Raw genomic sequence first — 21,993 nt, 5'->3', positions numbered from 1 at the left:
CCGTCCCCGGGGCACGGCCCGCACGGCTCAGTCGAGGCGGCGCTCGATCGGCAGCCGGGACCGGGTGAACAGCCCTGCGCCGAGCATCGCCACCAGTGGCACCACCACGAGGACGCCGAGCGCCGTCCAGGGCACGACGATCGGGTACGGATCCTGGATCGGCCAGGTGTCCGCGTACTGCCGGTTACGCGAGCTGAGGATGATGACGGCGGTGCCGAGGCCGGCCACGATGCCGAGCAGCGAGCCGAGGCCGGCGATCACTCCGGCCTGGCAGAGCGCGAGCATCCGGCGTACCTGCGGACTGGCGCCGACCGCGGCGAGGATGGACAGATCGGCGCGGCCCTCGGCGGCGGCGAGCCCCGTGGCGATCCCCGCCGCGCCCACGGTGATCATGCCTGCCGCGGCGACGAGCAGGAGCAGCAGCGGGTCCTTCGAGGACGGCCGGCCCCGGTTCACATCCAGGACGAACTCGCCGTACGGCCGCAGCGCCTCGGCGAGCCGTTGCTGCTGTTCCTCGTCGGGCGCGTCCGGAACCGGGATCGCCCACGACCGGGTGTACCAGGTCAGGCCGAGCCGGGTGGCCGCCGCGGAGGAGAGCAGCAGCCGGGTGGGCCCGACGGCGTCGGGCAGCGCGTAGCCGGTTAGCACGCTCACCGTGCGGGCCGCGGGCTGCGTCCCCTCGGTCTGGAGGGTCCGGTCCACCGCGACCGCCACGGAGCCCCGGTGCAGGTAGCGCGGATCGGTCACCACCGCGCCACCGGCCCGCAGCACGGCGGTGGCCGTCGCGGTCTGCTCCGCCGAGGCGCGGGTGAGCACCGGCAGCGCGGTGCCGTCGTCCACGAGGACCTGGACGTACTCGCTGTCGAAGCCGGGGCCGGAGAGTTGGCAGCGGGGGTCGGCGCGGGCGAGGCGGCGCTGCTCCACGCTCAGCCCGTCGCCCGGCCGCCAGGGGCAGACCTGATCTGGCGGCAGCACCGGTTCGACCGAGCAGGTTTCCGCCGGTCGGTGCGCCGGATCACATCCCGGAAAGTCCATCGGCGCCACGATGTCCGCGGCGAGGTGGGCGCGGGCGGCCGAGGCGACCTCGGTGAGCGGTGGCGGGCGACCGTCCTGCTCCGTCCAGAAGAGCTGCGCCGTCCCGCTGGGCACGCCGGGCTGAAAGTTCCTGGCGTCCCGGGCCGAGTCACTGGCCAGGTAGGTGCCGAGCGCGACGCTCGCGGCGACGGCGGCCATCACGGCGGAGATGGCGGGTGCGGCGGACGCCCGGTTGCGGCTCGCGTCGCGCAGTGCGATCCGCGGTGCCAGCGGCAACGCCCGGCCGAGCCGGGCGAGCAGGCCGATCAGCGTGGGGGTGCAGAAGACCAGGCCCAGCTCGCCGAGGATCAGACCGATGAGAATCACCCAGGTGCGGTTCTGGGTGGCACCGAAAGCGGCGATCATGGAGCCGCCGGCCGTCAGAGCCGATCCGAGCGCCAACCAGCGGCCGTGGCCGCGGGGCGGAGTACGCCGGCCGGCCAACCCGGCCACCACGTCCTGCCGGGCCGCGGTCCAGGCCGGTGCCAGCGCGGCGAGCACACCGGCCAGCACCGCGACCCCGCCGACCGCCACCAGGGCCACCGGCCAGCAGCGGTACCCGCCGAAGCGGGCACCGAAGACGTACTGCTCGACGAGGGGACGGGCGGCGAACGCCGTGGCGACGCCGAGCAGCAGCCCCGCCGCGGCGCCGAGGAGACCCAGCACCACCCCGTCGGCCAGGACCACCCGGCGCAGCTGTGCGGCATCCCCGCCGGCCACCGCGACCAGGGCGAGGTCGCGGCGCCTCCGGCGTACGCCGACCGCGAAGGCGGGTCCGACGAGCAGCACCACCTCCAGCAGGCCCAGCCCGCTGATCAGCACGCCGGTGCCCAGGGCGCTCATGTCCGCGGTGCCCGCGCCGGGCCAGGCGCGCAGGAACGGGTGCTCCTCGGCGCCGGTATGTCTGATGACGACGAAGCCCCGCTCGTTGAGTCGCTGGACGAGGCCGGCGTCCATCGTCTTCGGCAGGTCGACCAGCCAGCTCGTCTCGGTGCTCCCGGGATCGGGGGGCGGAACCGCGGACGGGTGCAGGGCGATGAGCGGGCCCAGGTCGTCCGGAAACTCGACCACCCCGACGACGCGGTACGAGCCGCCGTCCGCGCCGAGCACCGTGTCCCCGAGCCGTGCGTGCAGGTCCCGTAGGGCGGCCCGGTTCGCCGCTATCTCGCCGGCGGCGACCGGGGCCCGTCCCTGCGGTAGCCGCGCCGCACCCCGGGCGAGCGGATCGCTGAGGTCGAGCGCCCGGCCGATGAAGCTGTTCCTCCGGCCGTCCACCCGGAGGCCGACCGGAGTCCATCCGCGCACCTCGGCGGCCCGGCTCCCCGGCCCGAGCAGCCGCGTGACCACCTCGGTGGTGGGCGGTACGCCTGCGGTCAGGGCCTCCTTGTCGCGGGGAAACCAGTCCTCGCCCCACTCGTCCTGGACGACCGGGAAGTCGCCGGCCCAGTTCAGCTTGGCGTCGGCGACGCCGAGCTGGCGCGCGGTCCGCTCGTCGCGGGTCAGCTCCGACATGTCGTAGCTGGCCGCGAGGAAGGTCGACGCCAGCACCGGCAGCGTGATCATGGCCAGCACCAGACCGGTGCGGCCGCGGGCCCGTCGCGCCTCCCGGCGGGCGATACGCAGCGCCGCCCGCCACGACCCGATCAGTTCGGCGCCGCGCCGCCGGCCATCGACGACGGACGGCGGCGGGCCCGGTGGGAGCGCCGGTCGCGAGCCGGCCCGGAGGCGGATACGGCCGCCGGGGCGTACGGTCACCGGCCGCTGCCGCTCAACAGCTGCTCGACGCTGCTCAGCGGTGCCGTCGAGTCGACCAGCACCCCGTCGCGTAGGAAGATCACCCGGTCCGCCCAGCCGGCGTGCCGTGCCTCGTGGGTGACGAGCAGTCCCGCCGCGCCGGCGTCCACCCGGCGGCGCAGCAGATGCAGCACCGCCTCGCCGGTCTGCGAGTCCAACGCGCCGGTCGGCTCGTCGGCCAGGACCAACCGCCGTTCCCCGACCAGCGCCCGGGCGATCGCCACCCGTTGCTGCTGGCCGCCGGAGAGCTGCTCCGGAAAACGGTCGCCCAGTTCGGGTAGGCCCACCTCGGCGAGCGCGGCCAGGGCCAGCGCGCGGGCGCGCCGCACCCCGGTGCCGTCGAGCTCCAGTGGCAGCGCCACGTTCTCCACCGCGGTCAGGCTGCCCAGCAGGTTGAGGTCCTGGAAGATGTAGCCGACCCGGCGGCGGCGCAGCTGGGCCAGCCCGCGACGATCGAGCGCGGCAAGCGGTTGCCCGTCGACGTGCACTTCCCCGGCGGTCGGACTGTCGAGGCCGCCGGCCAGCGCCAGCAGGGTCGACTTGCCCGACCCGGACGGCCCCATCACGGCGACCAGCTCGCCGGGCCGCACGGCCAGACTCACCCCACGCAGGGCGTGTACGGCGGCCGGGCCGGTGCCGTGGGTGCGGTGGACGTCACGTAGCTCGAGGACCACGGCGTCCACTCCGCTCACCGCCGGGCCTCCTCGTCGGTCGGTGGCACCGCCTCGGCGGAACCGTCCACTTCGACCGGCGGTCGCCGTCCGGGCACGCTCGGCCGGTAGCGCACGAGGCTTGTCTCACAGTGGTCCAACCAGCGCACCTCGGCCTCGGCCTGGAACACCATGGCGTCCAGCACCAGCCGCCAGGGCAGCTCCTCGGGCTTGTCGCTGGCGTACTTCAACCGGGTCAACTCCTGCAACGTCCGCATGGTCGCGGCGCGCTGGGTCTGCACCACCGAACGTACGTCCACGCCGGGGGTGGTGAGTGCCAGGGCCAGCTTGATCGCCAGCTCGTCGCGGGGCCGGTCGGTCCGGCTCACCGGGGTGGCGAACCACAGCGTGAGGTCGGCCCGGCCGGCGTCGGTGATCTCGTACGGGCGCTGCCCGGCTTCGCTCTCCGGTAGCGAACGCACCAGCCCGTCCCGCTCGAGACGGGCGAGCGTGGTGTACACCTGTCCGATGTTCAGCGGCCAGGTCGAGCCGGTCGACTCCTCGAACGCGGCCCGCAGCTGGTAGCCGTACATCTGGCCGCGTTCGAGCAGGGCGAGCAGCCCGTGACGGATGGACATGGCCCGGAGTATGCATACCTGGTATGCGACCCGCAACCGATGGTGATCTGCGCCGCTCCGGGCGCCTCAGGTGGGTCGACCGGGGAACGGCACGGTCAGCGGGGTGATCTTCGCCGTCCGCCGCCAGCGGGTGGCCTGCACGGCGTAGTCGACCAGGGCGTCCAGTGCCTGGTCCCGGTCGCTGCCGCTGGTGGCGGCCAGCGCCGCCCGCCAGTGCGCCGCCGTGCGCTCCTCGACCTCGATCGCCAGCCGCAGCGCGCTCGCCCGGTCGGTGATCGGGAACGGCAGCGTGTACCCGGCCTGGTCCGGCGGAACGGTGGCGCCCGCCGTACTGAGCTGCACGACCAGCGCGTCCCGGCGACGCCGGTGCGCGGCCTCGGCCTGCCGGGCGGCCGTGCGAGCGGAGCCGGAGAGCCGTACGCCGATCGGACCGTACGCGAAGATGGCCGCGTACTCGGCGCTGAGCGCCGCGGCGAGCGCCTCGGCGGGCGTGGGCGGCGCGCTGTGCTGGCTCACTTGAGGGCCTCCAGATGGGTGGCGCGGGCGGCCGCGATCGAGCCGACGAGCGCGGCGCGGGCCGCGGGCGCGGCGGCGCAGGCCGTCAGCGCGCCGTCCCGGCCGACGCGTTCCCGCTGTCGGAGGTCGGCGATGGCGGCGTCCGGGTCGGTGGCGGCGGTGCTGCTCGGTGTCACGCCGGCCGACGGGAGGCCGACACCCAGAACCCGGGCGAGTTCGGCGGCGTGCGCCTGGTGCGCCTCGGCGATCGGGCCGAGCAGCGCGGCAAGGTCGGCGTGCGCCGTGGCGGCGTCCCGGTACGCGGCGGCGAGAGCCAGCGACTCGTCGAGCAGCGGCCGCAGCGGGTCGGGCGGCCGGGGGCCCGCCTCCTCGCGGCCGAGGGGGTCGCAGGCGGTCAGCGGTGCCGCCGCGGCACCGAGGGCCAGCAGCCCTCCGGTGCGCAGCAGACTGCGCCGGGAATGCCGTGATGCGTCGATGCGCTGTGCATTTGTGCCTCTGACCACCGCACAAGTCAACACCATGCGCCGCGGTACGTGGGGCATCGCTGTCGGTGCGCCGCCCGGCCGGGTGGCAGCGCGGCGCGTTACGCTCTGCGCAGCCACCGGGCGCGTCCGCCCCGGTGGCGTGCCGGCATGGGGCGGGACAAGGGTCGCCGTCTGGTAGGAGAGGGTGCGAGATGACGCAGCGTGGCCGTGCGACCAGGTCGACGGGGCGGCCCCGCGGCGCGGAGCGCCCCCGCGGTGGCGACCTCGCCGCCCGGCGCAACCGGTTGCGGGACGTGATCGAGCCGGTGGTCGCCGAGGCGGGCTACGACCTCGAGGACCTCTCCGTCTCCCGGGCCGGCCGACGGCACGTGGTGCGGGTGATCGTGGACGCCGACGGCGGGATCAACCTGGACGCCGTCGCGGACGTCTCCCGGGCGGTCTCCGCCGCGCTCGACTCCGCGGAGGAGACCGGCGGTGACATCGTCGCCGGCGAGTACCAACTGGAGGTCAGCTCGCCGGGTGTGGACCGGCCGCTCACGCTGCCCCGACACTGGCGGCGCAACGTCGGCCGGCTGGTCAAGGTGACCACCCGGGCCGCGGCGGCGCTGCCGGAGCAGCGTGGTGAGCAGCCGGCCGGCGACCGGCAGGTGACCGGCAGGATCGTGGCGGCCGACGACGAGCGCGTGGTGTTGGAGACCGACACCGGCCGCGCGGAGTGGGCCTACGCCGAACTCGGCCCCGGGCGGGTGCAGGTCGAGTTCAGCCGCCTCGACGAGATCGATGAGGCGGACGAGTTCGGTGACACCGGCGAGACCGGTGATTCAGACGAGATCGACGACGAAGATGTGGAGGACGAGGAGAGGTGAACATCGACCTCGCGGCGCTGCGCGCACTCGAGCGCGAGCGGGAGATCCCGTTCGACACGATCCTCGCGGCGATTGAGACCGCGTTGCTCACCGCGTATCGGCACACCGAAGGCGCGGAGCCGCACGCACGAGTGGAGATCGACCGCAAGTCCGGCGCGGCCTCGGTGTACGCGCAGGAACTGGACGACGAGGGCGCGGTGGTGCGGGAGTGGGACGACACTCCGCACGACTTCGGCCGGATCGCGGCAATGACCGCCAAGCAGGTGATCCTCCAGCGGCTGCGGGAGGCCACCGACGAGGCCCACTTCGGTGAGTACGTGGGCCGGGACGGTGACCTGGTCACCGGCGTGGTGCAGGCGCACGAGGCGCGGGCGGAGAAGGGCATCGTCAGCGTCGACCTGGGCAAGCTGGAGGGTGTCCTGCCGCAGTCGGAGCAGGTGCCCGGCGAGCGTTACGTGCACGGCGAGCGCATCCGGTGCGTCGTGGTGCACGTCGCCAAGGGCCTGCGCGGACCGCAGATCACCCTGTCCCGGTCCCACCCGGGGCTGGTGAAGAAGCTCTTCGCGCTCGAGGTACCGGAGATCGCCGACGGCACCGTGGAGATCGGCGCGATCGCGCGTGAGGCAGGTCACCGTACGAAGATCGCCGTTCGCTCCACCGCGCCGGGTGTCAACGCCAAGGGCGCCTGCATCGGCCCGATGGGTCAGCGGGTCCGGGCCGTGATGAGCGAACTGCACGGCGAGAAGATCGACATCATCGACTGGTCGGACGACCCGGCCACCTTCGTCGGTAACGCGTTGTCGCCGGCCAAGGCCCTGCGGGTCGAGGTGGTGGACCTGGCCACCCGGACCGCCCGGGTGACCGTGCCGGACTTCCAGCTCTCGCTCGCGATCGGCCGGGAGGGGCAGAATGCCCGCTTGGCCGCCCGTCTGACCGGTTGGCGCATCGACATTCGTTCAGACGCGGAGCAGGCCGCACCGGCGGGTCGGAGCGGAGCTGATCACGTGCGGGAGCCGGGCAGCGCGATCTCCGGCAGCTAGGGGTAGACTTTCTCAGTGGCACGACGCGCGCAGCCGGAGCGCACCTGTGTGGGCTGTCGGCGGCGAGCGCCGGCCGGCGAACTGCTGCGGGTCGTGGCGGTCGGCGACGAGGCTGGTTACAGTCTCCGACCCGATCCAGCCCGCAGACTGCCGGGTCGGGGAGCGAACATGCACCCGGATCCGGCCTGCTTCGCGCTGGCAGTGCGGCGGCGCGCCTTCGGGCGGGCGCTGCGCATCGCCGGGGTCCTCGACCACGGTGAGCTTGCGGAGCACATCGATGCGCCAACCACGACGTCCGGTCAACCCGACCGGGCGCGGGTCGCTAGCAGGGTAGGACGACCGACATGAGCACACGATGAAGTCGCAGAAATGACCAGGCTTCAAGTGCACGAGTGAGGTCGCTGCGGGTGCTGCCCGCACGACCTCGGAGTGAGGAGTGCAGTGGCAGGTAAGGCCCGCGTACACGAGCTTGCGAAAGAGCTCGGGGTCGAAAGCAAGACCGTTCTCGCCAAGCTCAAGGAGATGGGCGAGTTCGTGAAGTCAGCGTCCAGCACCGTCGAGGCGCCTGTCGCCCGACGGCTGCGGGGCGCATTCGTCGCGTCCGCCGGTGGTTCGTCGGCGCCGTCCGCCCCGGCGGCGGCCGCCCCGAGCCCGGCGCCGACCCCGACCCCGACGCCATCCCCGACGCCGACGCCGGCGCCGACCCCGGGTACCCCTCGGGTCTCGGCTCGGCCCATGCCGCCCCGGCGGCCGGCCGCGGCTACCCCTGGACCGAAGCCCAAGGGCCCGGTCCCCGGCCCGCCGCAGCCGGCGACCCCGGTCGCCAAGCCGGCGAGCGCGCACGACATCGAGGTGGCGGCCGCCGAGGCGCGCGCCGCCGCTCTCAAGGCTGAGCAGGAGGCCGCGGTCAAGGCCGCGCAGGCCGCCCGCCAGCAGCAGCGGGAGAACGTCCGCCGGGAGCCTCCGGCCGAGGGCGGTCCCCGTCCGGGTCCGCGTCCGGGTCCGAACGCGGTACCGCCGCGTCCGGGTACCCCGGCCGCCGGTCGTCCCGGTGGCCCGACCCCGGGCCCGGGTCCCCGACCGGGCGGTCGTCCGCCGGCGCGCGGCGCCGGTAACAACCCGTTCGGCATCCAGGGCGGCCAGCAGCAGCGGCCGCCGGCCGCTGGTGCCGGCGGTCCCCGGCCGAGCCCGGCCGGCATGCCGCCGCGGCCCAGCCCGGCCTCCATGCCGCCGCGGCCCAGCCCGGCCTCCATGCCGAGCCAGCGCCCGACCACCGGTCGCCCCGGCGGCCCCGGTGGCGGTCGTGGTGGCCCCGGTGGCGGCGCAGGTCGTCCCGGTGGTGGCGGCGGCTTCCGTGGCGGTCCCGGCGGTGGCGGCGGCGGTGGCGGTGGCTACCGCGGCGGTCCCGGTGGCGGCGGTGGCGGTGGCTACCGCGGCGGTCCGGGTGGCGGTGGCGGTGCTCCCGGTGGCGGTTTCCGTCCGGGTGCCCCGGCCGGTGGCGGCGGTCGCCCCGGTGGCGGCGGTCGTGGCCGTGGCGGTGGCGCCGCGGGTGCCTTCGGGCGTCCGGGTGGTCGGCCGACCCGTGGCCGCAAGTCCAAGAAGCAGCGCAGACAGGAGTTCGACAACCTGTCGGCCCCGACCATGAGCTCGGGTGCCCCCCGGGGTCAGGGTCAGGTCGTCCGGCTCTCCCGTGGCGCCTCGCTGTCGGACTTCGCCGACCGGATCAACGCGAACCCGGGCTCGCTGGTCCAGGAGATGTTCAACCTGGGCGAGATGGTGACGGCGACCCAGTCCTGCTCTGACGACACCCTGCTGCTGCTGGGTGAGCACCTCGGCTTCAACGTGCAGATCGTCAGCCCGGAGGACGAGGACCGTGAGCTGCTCGCGCAGTTCAACATCGACCTCGACGCCGAGGTCGCGGAGGACCGCCTGGTCAGCCGTGCGCCGGTGGTGACCGTCATGGGTCACGTCGACCACGGTAAGACCAAGCTGCTCGACGCGATCCGCAAGGCGAACGTGGTGGCCGGCGAGGCGGGTGGCATCACCCAGCACATCGGCGCCTACCAGGTCCACGTCCCGCACGAGGGCGAGGACCGGGCGGTCACCTTCATCGACACCCCGGGTCACGAGGCGTTCACCGCCATGCGTGCCCGTGGTGCCCAGGTCACCGACATCGTGGTGCTGGTGGTCGCGGCCGACGACGGCGTGATGCCTCAGACGATCGAGGCGCTCAACCACGCCAAGGCGGCGGACGTGCCGATCGTGGTGGCGGTCAACAAGGTCGACAAGCCGGAGGCGAACCCGGACAAGGTCCGCCAGCAGCTGACCGAGTACGGACTGGTCGCCGAGGAGTACGGCGGCGACACCATGTTCGTCAACGTGGCCGCCAAGCCGGGCATCGGCATCGAGGACCTGCTCGAGGCCGTCCTGCTGACCGCCGACGCGTCGCTGGAGCTGACCGCTCCGATCGACGGGCCGGCGCAGGGTGTGGCCATCGAGGCGCACCTGGACAAGGGCCGCGGTGCGGTGGCGACGGTGCTGGTGCAGAAGGGCACCCTGCGGGCGGGCGACTCGATCGTCGCCGGTGGGGCGCACGGCCGGGTCCGGGCGATGCTCGACGAGAACGGCAACGCGGTGGCCGAGGCTGGTCCGGCCCGTCCGGTGCTGGTGCTCGGTCTGACCGCGGTGCCTGGAGCGGGTGACACGTTCCTGGCGGCCGAGGACGATCGCACGGTGCGGCAGATCGCCGAGCAGCGGCAGGCACGGCGGCGGGCGGCGTCCTTCGCCAACTCGCGCGGCCGGGCCACTCTCGAGACGCTCATGGAGCAGCTCAAGGAGGGCGAGAAGACCTCGCTCAACCTGGTGCTCAAGGGCGACGTCTCCGGTTCCGTGGAGGCTCTCGAGGACGCGCTGTTCAACCTCGACATCCCCGAAGAGGTCCAGCTCAGGATCATCCACCGGGGCGTCGGTGCGATCACCGAGAGCGACGTCATGCTCGCGAGCGCCTCGACCGAGGCGGTCACGATCATCGGCTTCAACGTTCGGGCTGCCAACAAGGTCCGGGAGATCGCCGACCGCGAGGGCGTGGAGATTCGGTACTACACCGTCATCTACCAGGCCATCGAGGAGATCGACGCGGCGCTCAAGGGGCTGCTCAAGCCGGAGTACGAGGAGGTCGAGCTCGGCACCGCGGAGATCCGCGACGTGTTCCGCTCGTCCAAGATCGGCAACATCGCCGGTTGTATCGTCCGCTCCGGTCTCATCCGCCGCAACGCGAAGGCGCGTCTGCTGCGGGACGGGGCGGTCGTGGCCGAGAACCTCACGATCAACTCGTTGAAGCGGTTCAAGGACGACGCCACGGAGGTCCGGGAGGGCTTCGAGTGTGGTCTGACCCTGGGAGGGTTCAACAACTTCCAGGTCGGCGACATCATCGAGACCTTCGAGATGCGGGAGAAGCCGCGCGTCTGATCCCGTACTGACACGCTGATCAAGGGGTTTACGCCGTCCGGCGTAAACCCCTTGATCATGCGGGGTGGGCTGCGGGTATCGTCCGGGGCGATGTTCACCGGAACCGCGGTCTTCGACCTGCTGCTGCCAGGCGACTCCCGGTCGCTCAAGGCGAAGAGATCGTACGTACGACCAATCGTCGCGGCACTGCGCCGCTTCGAGGTCTCCGCCGCCGAGGTGGGGGCGCTCGACCTGCACGGTCGGGCACAGTTGGCGGTGGCCGTGGTGGCCGCCGAGGCCTCGCACGTCCGCGAGGTGCTCGACTCGTGCGAGCGCCTGGTCGCCGGCCGTCCCGAGACCGAACTGCTGTCGGTCCGTCGTCGGCTCTACGGCGAGGACGACTGAACTGCGGCCATGGCCGGCGTCGCCCCCCGCGGTGGCGCCGCCCCGGCTCCGCGCGCCGGGGGAGACCGCGCGGGTAGTGTTCGAGATGTTGGCCGGTCGGGCCGGCGGCGCGTCAGGTGGCCGTGTCCCGGCCGGGAGCGGGACACCGTGGAGGTGGCGAGATGACGGATCCGGCCAAGGTACGCCGGCACGCGGAGCGGGTGCGCGAACTGGTCGCGTCGGTGGTGCGGAGCCAGATCAAGGACCCGCGGCTCGGCATGATCACCATCACCGACGCCCGGATCACCGCTGACCTGCGCGACGCCACGGTCTTCTACACCGTACTCGGCGACGCCGCCGCGCAGGCGGGCACGGCCGCCGCGCTGGAGAGCGCGAAGGGCATGCTGCGCAGCACGGTGGGCAAGGCCCTCGGGCTACGGCACTCGCCGACCCTGACCTTCGTCCTCGACGACGTCCAGGACCAGGTCAAGCACATCGACGACCTGCTCGCGGCGGCCCGCAGTGCCGACGCCGAGGTGCAGCGGATCGCCGCCAGCGCCCAGTACGCGGGCGACGCCCAGCCGTACCGGCTCGACGAGGACGACGACGCGGACACCGAGGACGCCGAGGACACCGAGGACGACAACCCGCCAGCCGGCGGGGAACGGCGGTGAGCGGGTCGTCCGGCACGGCCGCCGTCGTCGAGGCGACACCGGTCGACTCCGGCCCGGGCGCGGGCGACTGGGCGGCTGCCGAGTCGCTGCTGCGGAACCTGTCACCCGACGCGCGGGTGCTGCTGATCTGCCACGTGAATCCGGACGGGGACGCCCTGGGCAGCATGCTCGGCTTCGCCTTGGGTCTGCGCCGGCTCGGCGTACGCGCAATGCAGGCGACCTTCCCGGGCCCGCCGGAGGTGCCCGTGCCGTTCCAGGGCCTGCCGGGACTCGAGCTGCTGGTGCCGGCGACCGAGGCGTACCCGGATCCGGATCTGGTGATCTGCTTCGACGCGGCGAGTGAGTCCCGCCTCGGCGAACTGGTCGATCGCCTGGACACCGCCGGTGCGTCGCTGGTGCTCGATCACCACGCTTCGAACACCCGCTTCGGCGGGGTGAACCTGGTCGACCCGCATGCGGCCGCCACCTCGGTGGTCGCCGAGCAGTTGCTGACCCGGCTCGGCGTCGGGTTGGACGCCGGGATCGCCGAGTGCCTCTACGTCGCGCTCACCACCGACACCGGCTCGTTCCGCTTCGAGGCCACCACCCCGGCGGTGCACCACCTGGCCGCTCGGCTGTTGGCCACCGGCATCCGGCCCGGCGACATCTCCCGGCGGGTCTTCGACACCCGCCCGTTCGGTGCGGTGCGGCTCTTCGGCGAGGTGCTCGGACGGGCCCGGCTCGAGCCGGCCCCGGCCGGCGGTCGGGGACTGGTCTGGACCTGGGCGACCCTCGACGATCTGGCCCGGCACGATCAGCGCCCGTACGTCCTCGAGGCGTTGATCGACTCGGTGCGCTGCACGGCCGAGGCGGACGTCAGTTGTGTGCTGAAGCAGACCGCGCCCGGCGAGTGGGCGGTCTCGCTGCGCAGCAAGGGCGCGGTGGACGTGAGCCGCGTGGCGCTCGCGTTGGGCGGCGGCGGGCACCGCTTCGCCGCCGGATTCACCGGAAGGGGTACGGCCGAGGAGGTCGTCGACCGTATCCGCGGGCAGCTCGACGACGCCGTGATCCCGCCCGCCGCCCCCTGATCCGGGTTCGGCCCGGTCGCATCGTGCTCGTCGGCCCGGCACCGCGTGTTGCGGTGCCGGCGGCCTTTCCGCAGGCGGCGAGCGCAGGGAGAATCACGGGATGGAGCAGCCCCGCGAGCTCACCGTCGAGGCGCCGCGCGCCTGGGACCGTCCCACCTTCTCCATACCGGTGCTGGCCTGCCTCTCACTGGTGGGCGGCCGGTTCGCCTCCTTCTCCACCGAGGCCAATCTCTACGTCCTCGGCACCGGCGGCCTACTGATCTGGCTCGGTCTGAGCAATCGGGTGCCACGCCGGCCCGCCCCGACCCGGCTCGGCTCCGGCGCCGCCTGGTGGGTGTTGCCGATCGTGGTGTTCGGGGTCTTCGAGGGCGTCACCTTCGTGGTCTCGGCGGGCGACGACTTCCCCACCTTCTCCCGGCTGGCCGATCCGCTGATCGAGGGCCAGTTGATCCGTTCGGTGGCCTGGTTCGCCTGGCTGGGCGCGTTCTGGGAACTGGTGCGGCGATGATGCGGGCGTTGGCCATCGGTGGTTTCCTCACCTCGCTGGCCCTCTTCGCCGTCCTGGAGTGGCTGGCCCGCCGGGAGGGTTCCCGGATCCCGACCCTCGGCGAGATGTGCGCGTACGTGATGCGCTACGAGGTGGGTCCGGTGCCGGTGGGCCGGATCGGACTCTTCGGCTTCTGGTGGTGGTTGGGCTGGCACTTCCTGGCCCGTTGACGGCACGGTGCCGACCGTCCGAATGTCGGGAAGCACACCCGACCCGGCTGACTGAACGCTAATTTGGGAAACGGCCCGCGTCGTGCCCGTCGGCGCAGGCCGTGGGGGTGGTGCCGCACCCGGCCCCGCCTCCTTCCAGGGTCGACAGACCCGGGCCCGCGCCGCCCGACCGGCCGCTCCGGTGACCCCGGACCGCCGTAGCGGTGCTTCGCAGGATCGCCCGTGCCGGCCGCCGCTCGCCGGTGGCTCACGCCCTGGGAGGGAGCACCACGATGCAGAGCAAGCCCAAGCCCGAGCCCAAGCCCGTCGACGAGGCCCGCGAGCAGGCCCGCCGCGCACTGCAGACGTCGATGGACACCCGTCAGTGACCCGTATCGACCGGCGGTGACGCTGCCGACGCCCCGCGCCGGCAGCGTCACCGCACCCCGGGCGCGCCCATTGCCCGACCGCCGGCTGGCCCGACCGCCCGGCTGGAAGGCACCCCGCCGGTTCAGTGATCCACTCGAGGTCATTGAAAGTCGGGGTGTCGAGGGCGCGAGATGACCCCGACTTCATGGAAGTCGAGTCGATCATCCGGACCCGGCCGCGCCGCGCCCCGCAGTCGCCCCGTGCGGTAAGTTCTCACCTGTCTTGCGATCCTTACGTCGCGCGTGCCAGGATCGGCGGCGATGACACAGACCGCCCCCGCCCCACCCGCCGCGGCTCGCCGGATCGCCGGGCTCGCCCTACCGGCGCTCGTCGTACTCGCCGCCGAGCCGCTCTATGTCCTGGTCGACACCGCGGTGGTCGGTCACCTCGGCCGGGAACCGCTCGCCGCCCTCGCCGTCGGGGGCACGGTCATGTCGCTCACCGCGTGGCTCGGCACCGTCATGGCGTACGGGACGACGGGGCGGTCGGCCCGCCGGTTCGGCGCCGGGGACCGGACCGCGGCGGTGGCCGAGGGAGTGCAGGCATCCTGGCTCGCGTTCGGCGTCGGAGTGCTCGTCGCGGTGGCCATGCAGTTCGGCGGCGGGGCGCTGGCGCGTACCCTCGTCGGAAGCTCCGGCGAGGTGGCCGACGCCGCCGCGGTGTGGCTGCGGATCGCGGCGCTGGGTGCCCCGGGGCTGCTGCTCGCCGCCGCCGGGAACGGCTGGCTGCGCGGCGTCCAGGACACCCGTCGCCCGCTGCTCTTCGTGCTCGGCCCCAACCTGCTCTCCGCGCTGCTCTGCCCGCTGCTGGTCTACCCGGCGGGGCTCGGCCTGGCCGGCTCGGCGGTCGCCAACGTCCTCGCCCAGACCCTCGCCGGTGGGCTCTTCACCGCGGCGCTGGCCCGCGAGCGGGTGTCGCTGCGGCCCCGCCCCCGCTTGATCCGCCAGCAGTTGGTGCTCAGCCGGGACCTGCTGATCCGGGGCGTGGCCTTCCAGGCCAGCTTCCTCTCCGCGACGGCCGTGGCGTCCCGCTTCGGCGCGGCGGCGGTGGGCGCGCACCAGATCGCTCTGCAACTGTGGTTCTTCACCGCGCTGCTCCTCGACGCGCTGGCGATCGCCGCGCAGTCGCTGGTCGGCGCGGCGCTCGGCGCCGGCGACGAGGCCGGCGCCCGGGCGCTGGCCCGCCGGATCGGCCTGCTCGGCGGCGTCTGCGGCGTCGCCTTCGCGGTGCTGATCGGCGCCGGCGCGGGTATCGTGCCGTCCCTGTTCAGCGCCGACCCGGCGGTGCGCGACCAGGCCATGGTGGCGTGGCCGTGGTTCGTCGCCATGCAACCGCTGGCCGGGGTGGTCTTCGCCCTGGACGGCGTGCTGATCGGCGCGGGCGACGTGCGTTACCTGCGCAACCTGACCGTGGTGGCGGCGTTGGGCGGGTTCCTCCCCGCGATCTGGCTCGCCCACGGACTCGATCTCGGGCTGGGTGGGATCTGGGCCGGGCTCACCCTCTTCGTGGTGCTTCGCCTGGTCGCGTTGCTGCTCCGAATGCGCTCCGGCGGGTGGGCGGTCGTCGGCGCGGTCCGCTGACGCTCCACCGTGCCCGGCCCCGCCACCGCCACAGTGACCGCCGGGCCCCGCGCAGCGCCGGGCTCCGCTCGACCGTGACGTCCGCCGCCGACCGCGGTGTCGACGCGTGGCCCGCCGGTTGCTTCTGGCAGGCTTGGCGGCCGTGAGCGCAGACGGTCTGATCGTGGTGGACAAGCCCGGTGGCATGACGTCGCACGACGTGGTGGCGCGGATCCGCCGCCTGGCCCGGACCCGGCGGGTGGGGCACGGCGGCACGCTCGACCCGATGGCGACCGGTGTGCTGGTCATCGGAGTGGGGCGGGCCACCCGGCTGCTCACCTACGTCATCGGCGCGGGCAAGAGCTACACCGCCACCATCCGGCTCGGCCAGGCGACGGTCACCGACGACGCCGAGGGCGACGTCGTCCGGACCGTACCCGCCGGCCAGGTCAGCGACGAGGCCGTCCGGGACGCGCTCGCCGCGCTGACCGGCGAGATCGACCAGGTGCCCAGTGCGGTCAGCGCCATCAAGATCAACGGGCAGCGGGCGTACAAGCGGGTGCGCGAGGGGGAGAGCGTCGAGCTACCGGCCCGGCGGGTCACCGTCTCCCGGCTGGAACTGCTCGCCGTCCGGCGGGACCAGCCCGACGTGGTGGACGTGGACGTGGACGTCACCTGCTCGTCCGGGACGTACATCAGGGCCATCGCCCGGGACGCGGGCCTCGCGCTCGGGGTGGGCGGGCACCTGACGGCGCTACGACGTACCGCTGTGGGAAGCTTCTCCCTCGCGGAGGCCGCCACCCTCGACGAGCTGGAGCAGCGGGCCCCCGACGTGGTCAATTTGCCGCTCGCCGCGGCGGCCGACCGGTTCTTCCCACGCCGGGACGCCACCGCCGCCGAGGCCGCGGTGCTCTCGCACGGCGGGCCGCTGGACCCGGCCGGCATCGCCGGTCCGTACGCCGTCTTCGATCCGGCCGGTGGCCTGATCGCTATCGTCAGCGAGCGGGAGGGCCGGGCCCGGGCCGAGATCGTGCTCGCCCCGGCCTGACGGGGGCAGCCGGCCGGACGCCGGCATTGGTGGAGGCAGCGGGCGCCGGGGAACCGGTGACGAAACCAGGGGGAGGAGCGGCATGCAGCGGTGGCGGGGGTACGACGCGGCGCCCGGTGGATGGGGACGGTCGGTCGTCACCATCGGCGTCTTCGACGGCGTGCACAGGGGGCACCAGGCGACCATCGGTCACACCGTCACCCGGGCGCGGGAGCTGGGCCTGCAGTCGGTGGTGGTCACCTTCGACCCGCACCCGGCCGAGGTGGTCCGGCCCGGCTCACACCCGGCGGTGCTGACCGAGCCGGCCCGTAAGGCCGAGCTGATCGAGGCGCTCGGCGTCGACGTGCTCTGCGTGGTGCCGTTCACGCCCGAGTTCTCCCGGCTCTCCGCGGAGGCGTTCGTGCACGACGTGCTGGTCGAGCACCTGCACGCGGCGCGGGTCGTGGTCGGCGACAACTTCCGCTTCGGGCACCGGGCCGCCGGTGACGTGGCGCTGCTGGAGCGGCTGGGTCGGACCTTCGGCTTCGCGGTGGAGGGCGCGCCGCTGGTGTCCACGGACGGCACGGTCTTCTCCTCGACGTACATCCGCTCCTGCGTCGACGCCGGTGACGTCGGCGCGGCGGCGGCCGCGCTGGGCCGGCCGCACCGGGTGGAGGGCGTGGTGGTCCGCGGCGACCAGCGCGGGCGCGAGCTGGGCTTCCCCACCGCCAACCTGCTCTGCCACCGGTTCGCGGCGATCCCCGCCGACGGCGTGTACGCGGCCCGGCTGATCCGCCGGGGCCAGCGGGAGCCGTTGATGTCGGCGGTGTCGGTCGGCACCAACCCCACCTTCTCCGGACGGGAGCGGCGGGTGGAGGCGTACGCCCTGGACTTCTCCGGCGACCTCTACGGCGAGCGGCTGGCGCTGGACTTCGTGGCGCACCTGCGCGGCCAGGTCCGCTACGACTCGATCGAGCCGCTGATCGCGCAGATGCACCAGGACGTGGAGCGGACCCGCAAGGCTCTCGGCTGACTTCCTCGGTCCGGTCGGCCCACCCCCGGTCGGCGGGTCGCCTTCGGTGCCGGCGCGGCCGCCCGCGTGGCACCCCACCGCCCTTGCCGGGCGGACGCGGCCACGGCTGGTAGTCTGGCGGGGACGTCGGACGACCGACGGGGGCCTCGCGTGCCTGCTCGACGCCGCGGGTGCGAGGTGCCGGTCCGGCTCTGGTCCATCGACCGGGGCGACGGACATCAGTGATCAACCCACCGAAACAGGGAGAACATGGCGCTCGACCAGGAAGCCAAGGCCAAGATCCGTGCGGAGTACGCGACCGCCGAGGGCGACACCGGTTCGCCCGAGGTGCAGGTCGCGGTCCTCACCAAGCGGATCGCCGAGCTCACCGAGCACCTGAAGGTGCACAAGCACGACCACCACAGCCGCCGCGGGCTGCTGCTGCTGGTCGGCCGTCGCCGCCGGCTGCTCAACTACGTCCAGAAGAAGGACATCAACCGCTACCGGTCGCTCATCGAGCGGCTCGGTCTGCGTCGGTGACGTGACGGGGGAGTGGCCGGCCGGCCACTCCCCCGCTCCGGTACCGCAGGAAGAAAACAGGGCAGCGCGACCAACCGAGTAGGGAGCCGGTCAGCGCACCGGTCTCCGGTAGTGGCCCCCGGGGTACCCGGCATTCAGCCGTGGCCCGGGCGCTTCGATCGAAGACCGGCCGTCTGATCAGCTTCCCGCGTCGCGAGCCCTCCGATGCGAAGGAGCACTACCGCACCATGACCGAGACCAACCTCGGCACCGAATCCCGCACCGCCGTGATCGACAACGGGTCCTTCGGCACCCGTGAGATCACCTTCTCGACCGGCCGCCTCGCCCGTCAGGCCGCCGGCTCGGTCATCGCCCAGTTGGGCGAGACCGTCGTCCTCTCCGCCACCACCGCCAGCAAGCAGCCGCGGGAGTCGTTCGACTTCTTCCCGCTGACCGTGGACGTGGAGGAGCGGATGTACGCCGCGGGCCGGATCCCCGGCTCGTTCTTCCGTCGCGAGGGTCGCCCGAGCGAGGACGCCATCCTCACCTGCCGGCTGATCGACCGGCCGCTGCGCCCGTCGTTCGTCAAGGGCCTGCGTAACGAGGTCCAGGTCGTCGAGACCGTCCTCGCGCTCGACCCGCAGCACCCGTACGACGTCGTGGCCATCAACGCCGCCTCGATGTCGACCAAGCTCTCCGGTCTGCCGTTCTCCGGCCCGATCGGGGCGACCCGGATGGCCCACATCGACGGTCAGTGGGTCGCCTTCCCCACCCACGAGGAACTGGCCCGGGCCACCTTCGACATGGTCGTGGCCGGCCGCGCCCTGCCGGACGGCGATGTCGCGATCATGATGGTCGAGGCCGAGGCCACCGAGCACACCGTGGCGCTGGTCGCCGGCGGCGCGCCCGCTCCGACCGAGGAGGTCGTGGCCAGCGGTCTGGAGGCCGCCAAGCCGGCCATCCGGGAGCTGTGCCGGGCGCAGAGCGAGCTCGCCGAGGTGGCTGCCAAGCCGGTCGCCGAGTTCCCGGTCTTCCTCGACTACAACGACGACGCGTACGACGCGGTGGCCGAGCTGGCCCGCGCCGACGTGGCCGAGGCCCTGAAGATCGCCGGCAAGGCCGACCGCGAGGAGGCCCTGGACCGGATCAAGTCCCGGGTCGCCGAGGAGCTCGGTCCCCGCTTCGAGGGCCGCGAGAAGGAGCTGTCGGCCGCGTTCCGGTCGCTGACCAAGTCCGAGGTCCGCAGCCGGGTGCTGCGCGAGCAGGTCCGCATCGACGGCCGCGGCCCGCGCGAGATCCGTCCGCTGACCGCCGAGGTCGGCGTGCTGCCGCGGGTGCACGGCTCGGCGCTCTTCGAGCGTGGCGAGACCCAGATCCTGGGTGTCACGACGCTCAACATGCTCCGCATGGAGCAGGCGCTGGACACGCTCTCCCCGGAGAAGTCCAAGCGCTACATGCACAACTACAACTTCCCGCCGTACTCGACCGGTGAGACCGGCCGGGTCGGCTCGCCGAAGCGGCGCGAGATCGGCCACGGCGCGCTCGCCGAGCGGGCGCTGATCCCCGTGCTGCCCTCGCGCGAGGAGTTCCCGTACGCCATCCGGCAGGTCTCCGAGGCGCTCGGCTCCAACGGCTCCACCTCGATGGGTTCGGTCTGCGCCTCGACGCTGGGCCTGCTCTCCGCGGGTGTGCCGCTCAAGGCGCCGGTGGCCGGTATCGCCATGGGCCTCATCTCCGACGAGGTCGACGGCAAGACCCAGTACGTGACGCTGACCGACATCCTCGGTGCCGAGGACGCCTTCGGCGACATGGACTTCAAGGTCGCCGGCACGCGGGAGTTCGTGACCGCGCTCCAGCTCGACACCAAGCTCGACGGCATCCCGTCGGACGTGCTGGCCGGCGCGCTCCAGCAGGCCCACGAGGCCCGGCAGACGATCCTCGACGTGATGCAGGCGGCGATCGAGGGCCCGGCCACGATGAGCGACTACGCGCCGCGGGTCACCACCGTCAAGATCCCGGTCGACAAGATCGGCATGGTGATCGGGCCGAAGGGCCAGACCATCAACGCGATCCAGGACGAGACCGGCGCCGAGATCTCGATCGAGGACGACGGCACGATCTACGTCGGTGCGACCAACGGCCCGTCCGCCCAGGCGGCGGTCGAGCGGATCAACGCGATCGCCAACCCGACCCTGCCGAAGGTCGGCGACCGGTTCCTCGGCACGGTGGTGAAGACCGCCGCGTTCGGCGCGTTCATCTCGCTGCTGCCCGGCCGGGACGGCCTGCTGCACATCTCCAAGGTGGGCGACGGCAAGCGGGTCGAGAAGGTGGAGGACTTCCTCAACGTGGGTGACCGCGTCGAGGTGGAGATCGCCGACATCGACCAGCGCGGCAAGATCTACCTGGACAAGGTGCGCCCCGAGGGCGCCGAGGCGCCGGCCGCCCCGGAGGCCGCCGAGGGCGAGCGTCCGGCTGGCCGTGAGCGCGGCGAGCGGGCTCCGCGCGAGCGTGGCGACCGCGAGCGCGGTGGCCGTGGCTCGGAGCGTGGCGAAGGCGGCGAGGGCGGCGGCGAGTCGCGCCCGCGTCGTCGGACCCGGCACAGCTGATCACCGACCGGCCGGACGGTGCCCCCTCCGGGCGCACCGTCCGGCCGGTCTTTTCTCGTTCCACCCACCCCTCGTCAAAGTGAGAGCAGGTTTCCGTGAGTCGGGCCCAGCGTGCGCCGTTCCCAGCGCGTCGACGGGAGGTGGCGGCGGCCGGGACAGCGCGTTCCGGCGTCGCCGGCCGGGCGGTGACCCGGACCATCAGCGAGGACCCGCTCGGCGGCACGGTGCGACGCACCGTGCTCCCCAACGGGTTGCGCGTGCTCACCGAGGCGATTCCGGCGATGCGCAGCGTGTCGTTCGGGATCTGGGTGTCGGTCGGCTCGCGGGACGAGACCGGCCCGGACTCCGGTGCCGCGCACTTCCTGGAGCACCTGCTCTTCAAGGGCACCCGTAAGCGCAGCGCGCTGGAGATCTCCTCGGCGATCGAGGCGGTGGGCGGCGAGACGAACGCCTTCACCACCAAGGAGTACACCTGCTACTACGCCCGGGTACTCGACGAGGACCTGCCGCTGGCGATCGACGTGATGTGCGACCTCGTGGCCGACTCCGTGCTGGACGCGGCCGACGTGGAGACCGAGCGCGGCGTGATCCTCGAGGAGATCGCCATGCACGACGACGAGCCCGGTGACGAGGTGCACGACCTCTTCGCCCGCGCCGTCTACGGCGACCACCCGCTGGGCCGGCTGATCTCCGGCACGGAGGAGACGGTCACCCCGATGACGCGCCCGCAGATCCAGGGCTTCTACCGCCGGCACTACATCGCCCCGCAGATCGTCATCGCAGCCGCGGGCAACCTGGACCACACGGCGGTGGTCGACCTGGTCCGGCAGGCGCTGAACGGTACGCCGCTGGACACCGAGCCGGCCGCGCCGGCGCCGCACCGTGCGGCGGCCCCGGCCGTACGCACCCGTCCCGCCGCCACGCTCGTGGAGACGAAGGACACCGAGCAGGCGCACGTCATCCTCGGCTGCCCGGGCATCGACCGGATCGACGATCGACGGTTCGCCCTCGGCGTGCTCAACAACGTCCTCGGCGGCGGCATGTCGAGCCGCCTGTTCCAGGAGATCCGCGAACAGCGTGGCCTGGCCTACTCGGTCTACTCCTACGCGAGCCAGTACGCCGACAGTGGCCTGTTCGCCGTCTACGCCGGCAGCGCCCCGGGCAAGGTGGACGAGGTCCTGGAGCTGACCCGCGCCGAGCTGGCCCGGGTGGCCGCCGACGGGCTGACCGAGGCGGAGATCGCCAGGGGCAAGGGCATGTCGAAGGGCTCGTTCGTGCTCGGCCTGGAGGACACCGGCTCGCGGATGAGCCGGCTCGCCAAGGGGGAGTTGCTCTACGGCGACCTGATGCCGGTGAACGAGCTGCTGGCCCGGGTGGACGCGGTGACCATCGAGGACGTCAACGCGCTCGCCGCCGACCTGCTCGCCCGGCCGATGTCGCTGGCGGTGGTCGGCCCGTTCGGTGCCGGCGACTTCGCGACCAACTGACCCGACGCACCGGTGCGGGGGTG

General features: G+C 73.3%; 20 protein-coding genes. 15 read left to right on the top strand and 5 right to left on the bottom strand.

Annotated elements, in window-relative coordinates; all coding sequences use genetic code 11:
* Positions 1-27: 27 nt before the first annotated feature.
* From BXA10_RS27260 to BXA10_RS27240, 5 genes are all read right to left on the bottom strand, one after another.
* Positions 28-2,829, bottom strand: coding sequence for an FtsX-like permease family protein (locus BXA10_RS27260; RefSeq protein ID WP_245828556.1), 2,802 nt, complete (start codon positions 2,827-2,829; stop codon positions 28-30).
* Entirely contained in the window at positions 2,826-3,551 is a 726-nt protein-coding gene (locus BXA10_RS27255) for an ABC transporter ATP-binding protein (protein ID WP_076473704.1), read from the bottom strand. The genes BXA10_RS27260 and BXA10_RS27255 overlap by 4 nt, the downstream gene beginning before the upstream one ends.
* A gap of 5 nt (positions 3,552-3,556) precedes the next feature.
* Complete coding sequence (locus BXA10_RS27250; protein WP_076473703.1) at positions 3,557-4,156, bottom strand: PadR family transcriptional regulator; 600 nt, start codon at positions 4,154-4,156, stop codon at positions 3,557-3,559.
* Positions 4,157-4,222: 66 nt separating this feature from the next.
* The gene (locus tag BXA10_RS27245; RefSeq protein WP_076473702.1) at positions 4,223-4,672 is read right to left on the bottom strand and encodes a ferritin-like domain-containing protein; all 450 of its coding nucleotides are present in this window, start codon (positions 4,670-4,672) and stop codon (positions 4,223-4,225) included.
* Positions 4,669-5,118 (bottom strand): hypothetical protein, encoded by a 450-nt coding sequence (locus BXA10_RS27240; RefSeq protein ID WP_076473726.1) that lies wholly within the window; start codon positions 5,116-5,118, stop codon positions 4,669-4,671. The genes BXA10_RS27245 and BXA10_RS27240 overlap by 4 nt, the downstream gene beginning before the upstream one ends.
* 230 nt (positions 5,119-5,348) lie before the next feature.
* On the opposite strand from BXA10_RS27240, the gene rimP reads away from it, so the two are divergent.
* The 15 genes from rimP to BXA10_RS27165 all read left to right on the top strand — a co-directional run bounded on the left by rimP (position 5,349) and on the right by BXA10_RS27165 (position 21,970).
* Complete coding sequence (rimP, locus tag BXA10_RS27235; protein ID WP_076473701.1) at positions 5,349-6,023, top strand: ribosome maturation factor RimP; 675 nt, start codon at positions 5,349-5,351, stop codon at positions 6,021-6,023.
* Entirely contained in the window at positions 6,020-7,063 is a 1,044-nt protein-coding gene (nusA, locus tag BXA10_RS27230) for a transcription termination factor NusA (RefSeq protein WP_076473700.1), read from the top strand. Before rimP ends, nusA begins: the two co-directional genes overlap by 4 nt.
* A gap of 15 nt (positions 7,064-7,078) precedes the next feature.
* Positions 7,079-7,411, top strand: a complete 333-nt coding sequence (locus BXA10_RS27225; protein ID WP_076473699.1) for a YlxR family protein — start codon at positions 7,079-7,081, stop codon at positions 7,409-7,411.
* A gap of 93 nt (positions 7,412-7,504) precedes the next feature.
* The gene (gene infB, locus BXA10_RS27220; protein WP_076473698.1) at positions 7,505-10,531 is read left to right on the top strand and encodes a translation initiation factor IF-2; all 3,027 of its coding nucleotides are present in this window, start codon (positions 7,505-7,507) and stop codon (positions 10,529-10,531) included.
* Between the two features lie 90 nt (positions 10,532-10,621).
* Positions 10,622-10,915: a DUF503 domain-containing protein gene (locus tag BXA10_RS27215; protein ID WP_076473697.1), complete on the top strand. Its 294-nt coding sequence runs from the start codon at positions 10,622-10,624 to the stop codon at positions 10,913-10,915.
* Between the two features lie 161 nt (positions 10,916-11,076).
* The gene (gene rbfA / locus BXA10_RS27210) at positions 11,077-11,568 is read left to right on the top strand and encodes a 30S ribosome-binding factor RbfA (RefSeq protein WP_076473696.1); all 492 of its coding nucleotides are present in this window, start codon (positions 11,077-11,079) and stop codon (positions 11,566-11,568) included.
* Positions 11,565-12,635: a DHH family phosphoesterase gene (locus tag BXA10_RS27205; RefSeq protein ID WP_076473695.1), complete on the top strand. Its 1,071-nt coding sequence runs from the start codon at positions 11,565-11,567 to the stop codon at positions 12,633-12,635. The genes rbfA and BXA10_RS27205 overlap by 4 nt, the downstream gene beginning before the upstream one ends.
* A 100-nt stretch (positions 12,636-12,735) precedes the next feature.
* Positions 12,736-13,143: a hypothetical protein gene (locus BXA10_RS27200; RefSeq protein WP_076473694.1), complete on the top strand. Its 408-nt coding sequence runs from the start codon at positions 12,736-12,738 to the stop codon at positions 13,141-13,143.
* Positions 13,143-13,352, top strand: coding sequence for a DUF6186 family protein (locus tag BXA10_RS27195; protein ID WP_175649327.1), 210 nt, complete (start codon positions 13,143-13,145; stop codon positions 13,350-13,352). Before BXA10_RS27200 ends, BXA10_RS27195 begins: the two co-directional genes overlap by 1 nt.
* Positions 13,353-14,020: 668 nt before the next feature.
* Positions 14,021-15,340 carry an MATE family efflux transporter gene (locus tag BXA10_RS27190; protein ID WP_076473692.1) on the top strand — a complete coding sequence of 440 codons (1,320 nt, stop codon included), beginning with the start codon at positions 14,021-14,023 and terminating at the stop codon, positions 15,338-15,340.
* A 142-nt stretch (positions 15,341-15,482) separates the two neighbouring features.
* Positions 15,483-16,367, top strand: a complete 885-nt coding sequence (gene truB, locus BXA10_RS27185; protein WP_076473725.1) for a tRNA pseudouridine(55) synthase TruB — start codon at positions 15,483-15,485, stop codon at positions 16,365-16,367.
* A gap of 82 nt (positions 16,368-16,449) precedes the next feature.
* Positions 16,450-17,379 carry a bifunctional riboflavin kinase/FAD synthetase gene (locus tag BXA10_RS27180; RefSeq protein ID WP_076473691.1) on the top strand — a complete coding sequence of 310 codons (930 nt, stop codon included), beginning with the start codon at positions 16,450-16,452 and terminating at the stop codon, positions 17,377-17,379.
* A 249-nt stretch (positions 17,380-17,628) separates the two neighbouring features.
* Positions 17,629-17,898 (top strand): 30S ribosomal protein S15, encoded by a 270-nt coding sequence (rpsO, locus tag BXA10_RS27175; RefSeq protein ID WP_043962418.1) that lies wholly within the window; start codon positions 17,629-17,631, stop codon positions 17,896-17,898.
* A 227-nt stretch (positions 17,899-18,125) separates the two neighbouring features.
* Positions 18,126-20,483 (top strand): polyribonucleotide nucleotidyltransferase, encoded by a 2,358-nt coding sequence (locus tag BXA10_RS27170; protein ID WP_076473724.1) that lies wholly within the window; start codon positions 18,126-18,128, stop codon positions 20,481-20,483.
* Between the two features lie 95 nt (positions 20,484-20,578).
* Complete coding sequence (locus BXA10_RS27165) at positions 20,579-21,970, top strand: M16 family metallopeptidase (protein ID WP_076473690.1); 1,392 nt, start codon at positions 20,579-20,581, stop codon at positions 21,968-21,970.
* The last annotated feature ends 23 nt before the right edge of the window (positions 21,971-21,993 follow it).

Origin of the sequence: Micromonospora avicenniae (assembly GCF_900156065.1) — a bacterium.
Lineage (GTDB): Bacteria > Actinomycetota > Actinomycetes > Mycobacteriales > Micromonosporaceae > Micromonospora > Micromonospora avicenniae.
Note: the sequence above shows the minus strand (reverse complement) of the source record. Positions and strands in the feature narration are given on the sequence as shown.

Bases quoted from the DNA above. Each gene is read 5' to 3' on its own strand.
- BXA10_RS27250 (WP_076473703.1), bottom strand. From the start codon at position 4,156: ATGTCCATCCGTCACGGGCTGCTCGCCCTGCTCGAACGCGGCCAGATG.
- rimP (WP_076473701.1), top strand. From the start codon at position 5,349: ATGACGCAGCGTGGCCGTGCGACCAGGTCGACGGGGCGGCCCCGCGGC.
- BXA10_RS27215 (WP_076473697.1), top strand. From the start codon at position 10,622: ATGTTCACCGGAACCGCGGTCTTCGACCTGCTGCTGCCAGGCGACTCC.
- rbfA (WP_076473696.1), top strand. From the start codon at position 11,077: ATGACGGATCCGGCCAAGGTACGCCGGCACGCGGAGCGGGTGCGCGAA.
- BXA10_RS27200 (WP_076473694.1), top strand. From the start codon at position 12,736: ATGGAGCAGCCCCGCGAGCTCACCGTCGAGGCGCCGCGCGCCTGGGAC.
- BXA10_RS27195 (WP_175649327.1), top strand. From the start codon at position 13,143: ATGCGGGCGTTGGCCATCGGTGGTTTCCTCACCTCGCTGGCCCTCTTC.
- BXA10_RS27190 (WP_076473692.1), top strand. From the start codon at position 14,021: ATGACACAGACCGCCCCCGCCCCACCCGCCGCGGCTCGCCGGATCGCC.
- BXA10_RS27180 (WP_076473691.1), top strand. From the start codon at position 16,450: ATGCAGCGGTGGCGGGGGTACGACGCGGCGCCCGGTGGATGGGGACGG.
- rpsO (WP_043962418.1), top strand. From the start codon at position 17,629: ATGGCGCTCGACCAGGAAGCCAAGGCCAAGATCCGTGCGGAGTACGCG.
- BXA10_RS27170 (WP_076473724.1), top strand. From the start codon at position 18,126: ATGACCGAGACCAACCTCGGCACCGAATCCCGCACCGCCGTGATCGAC.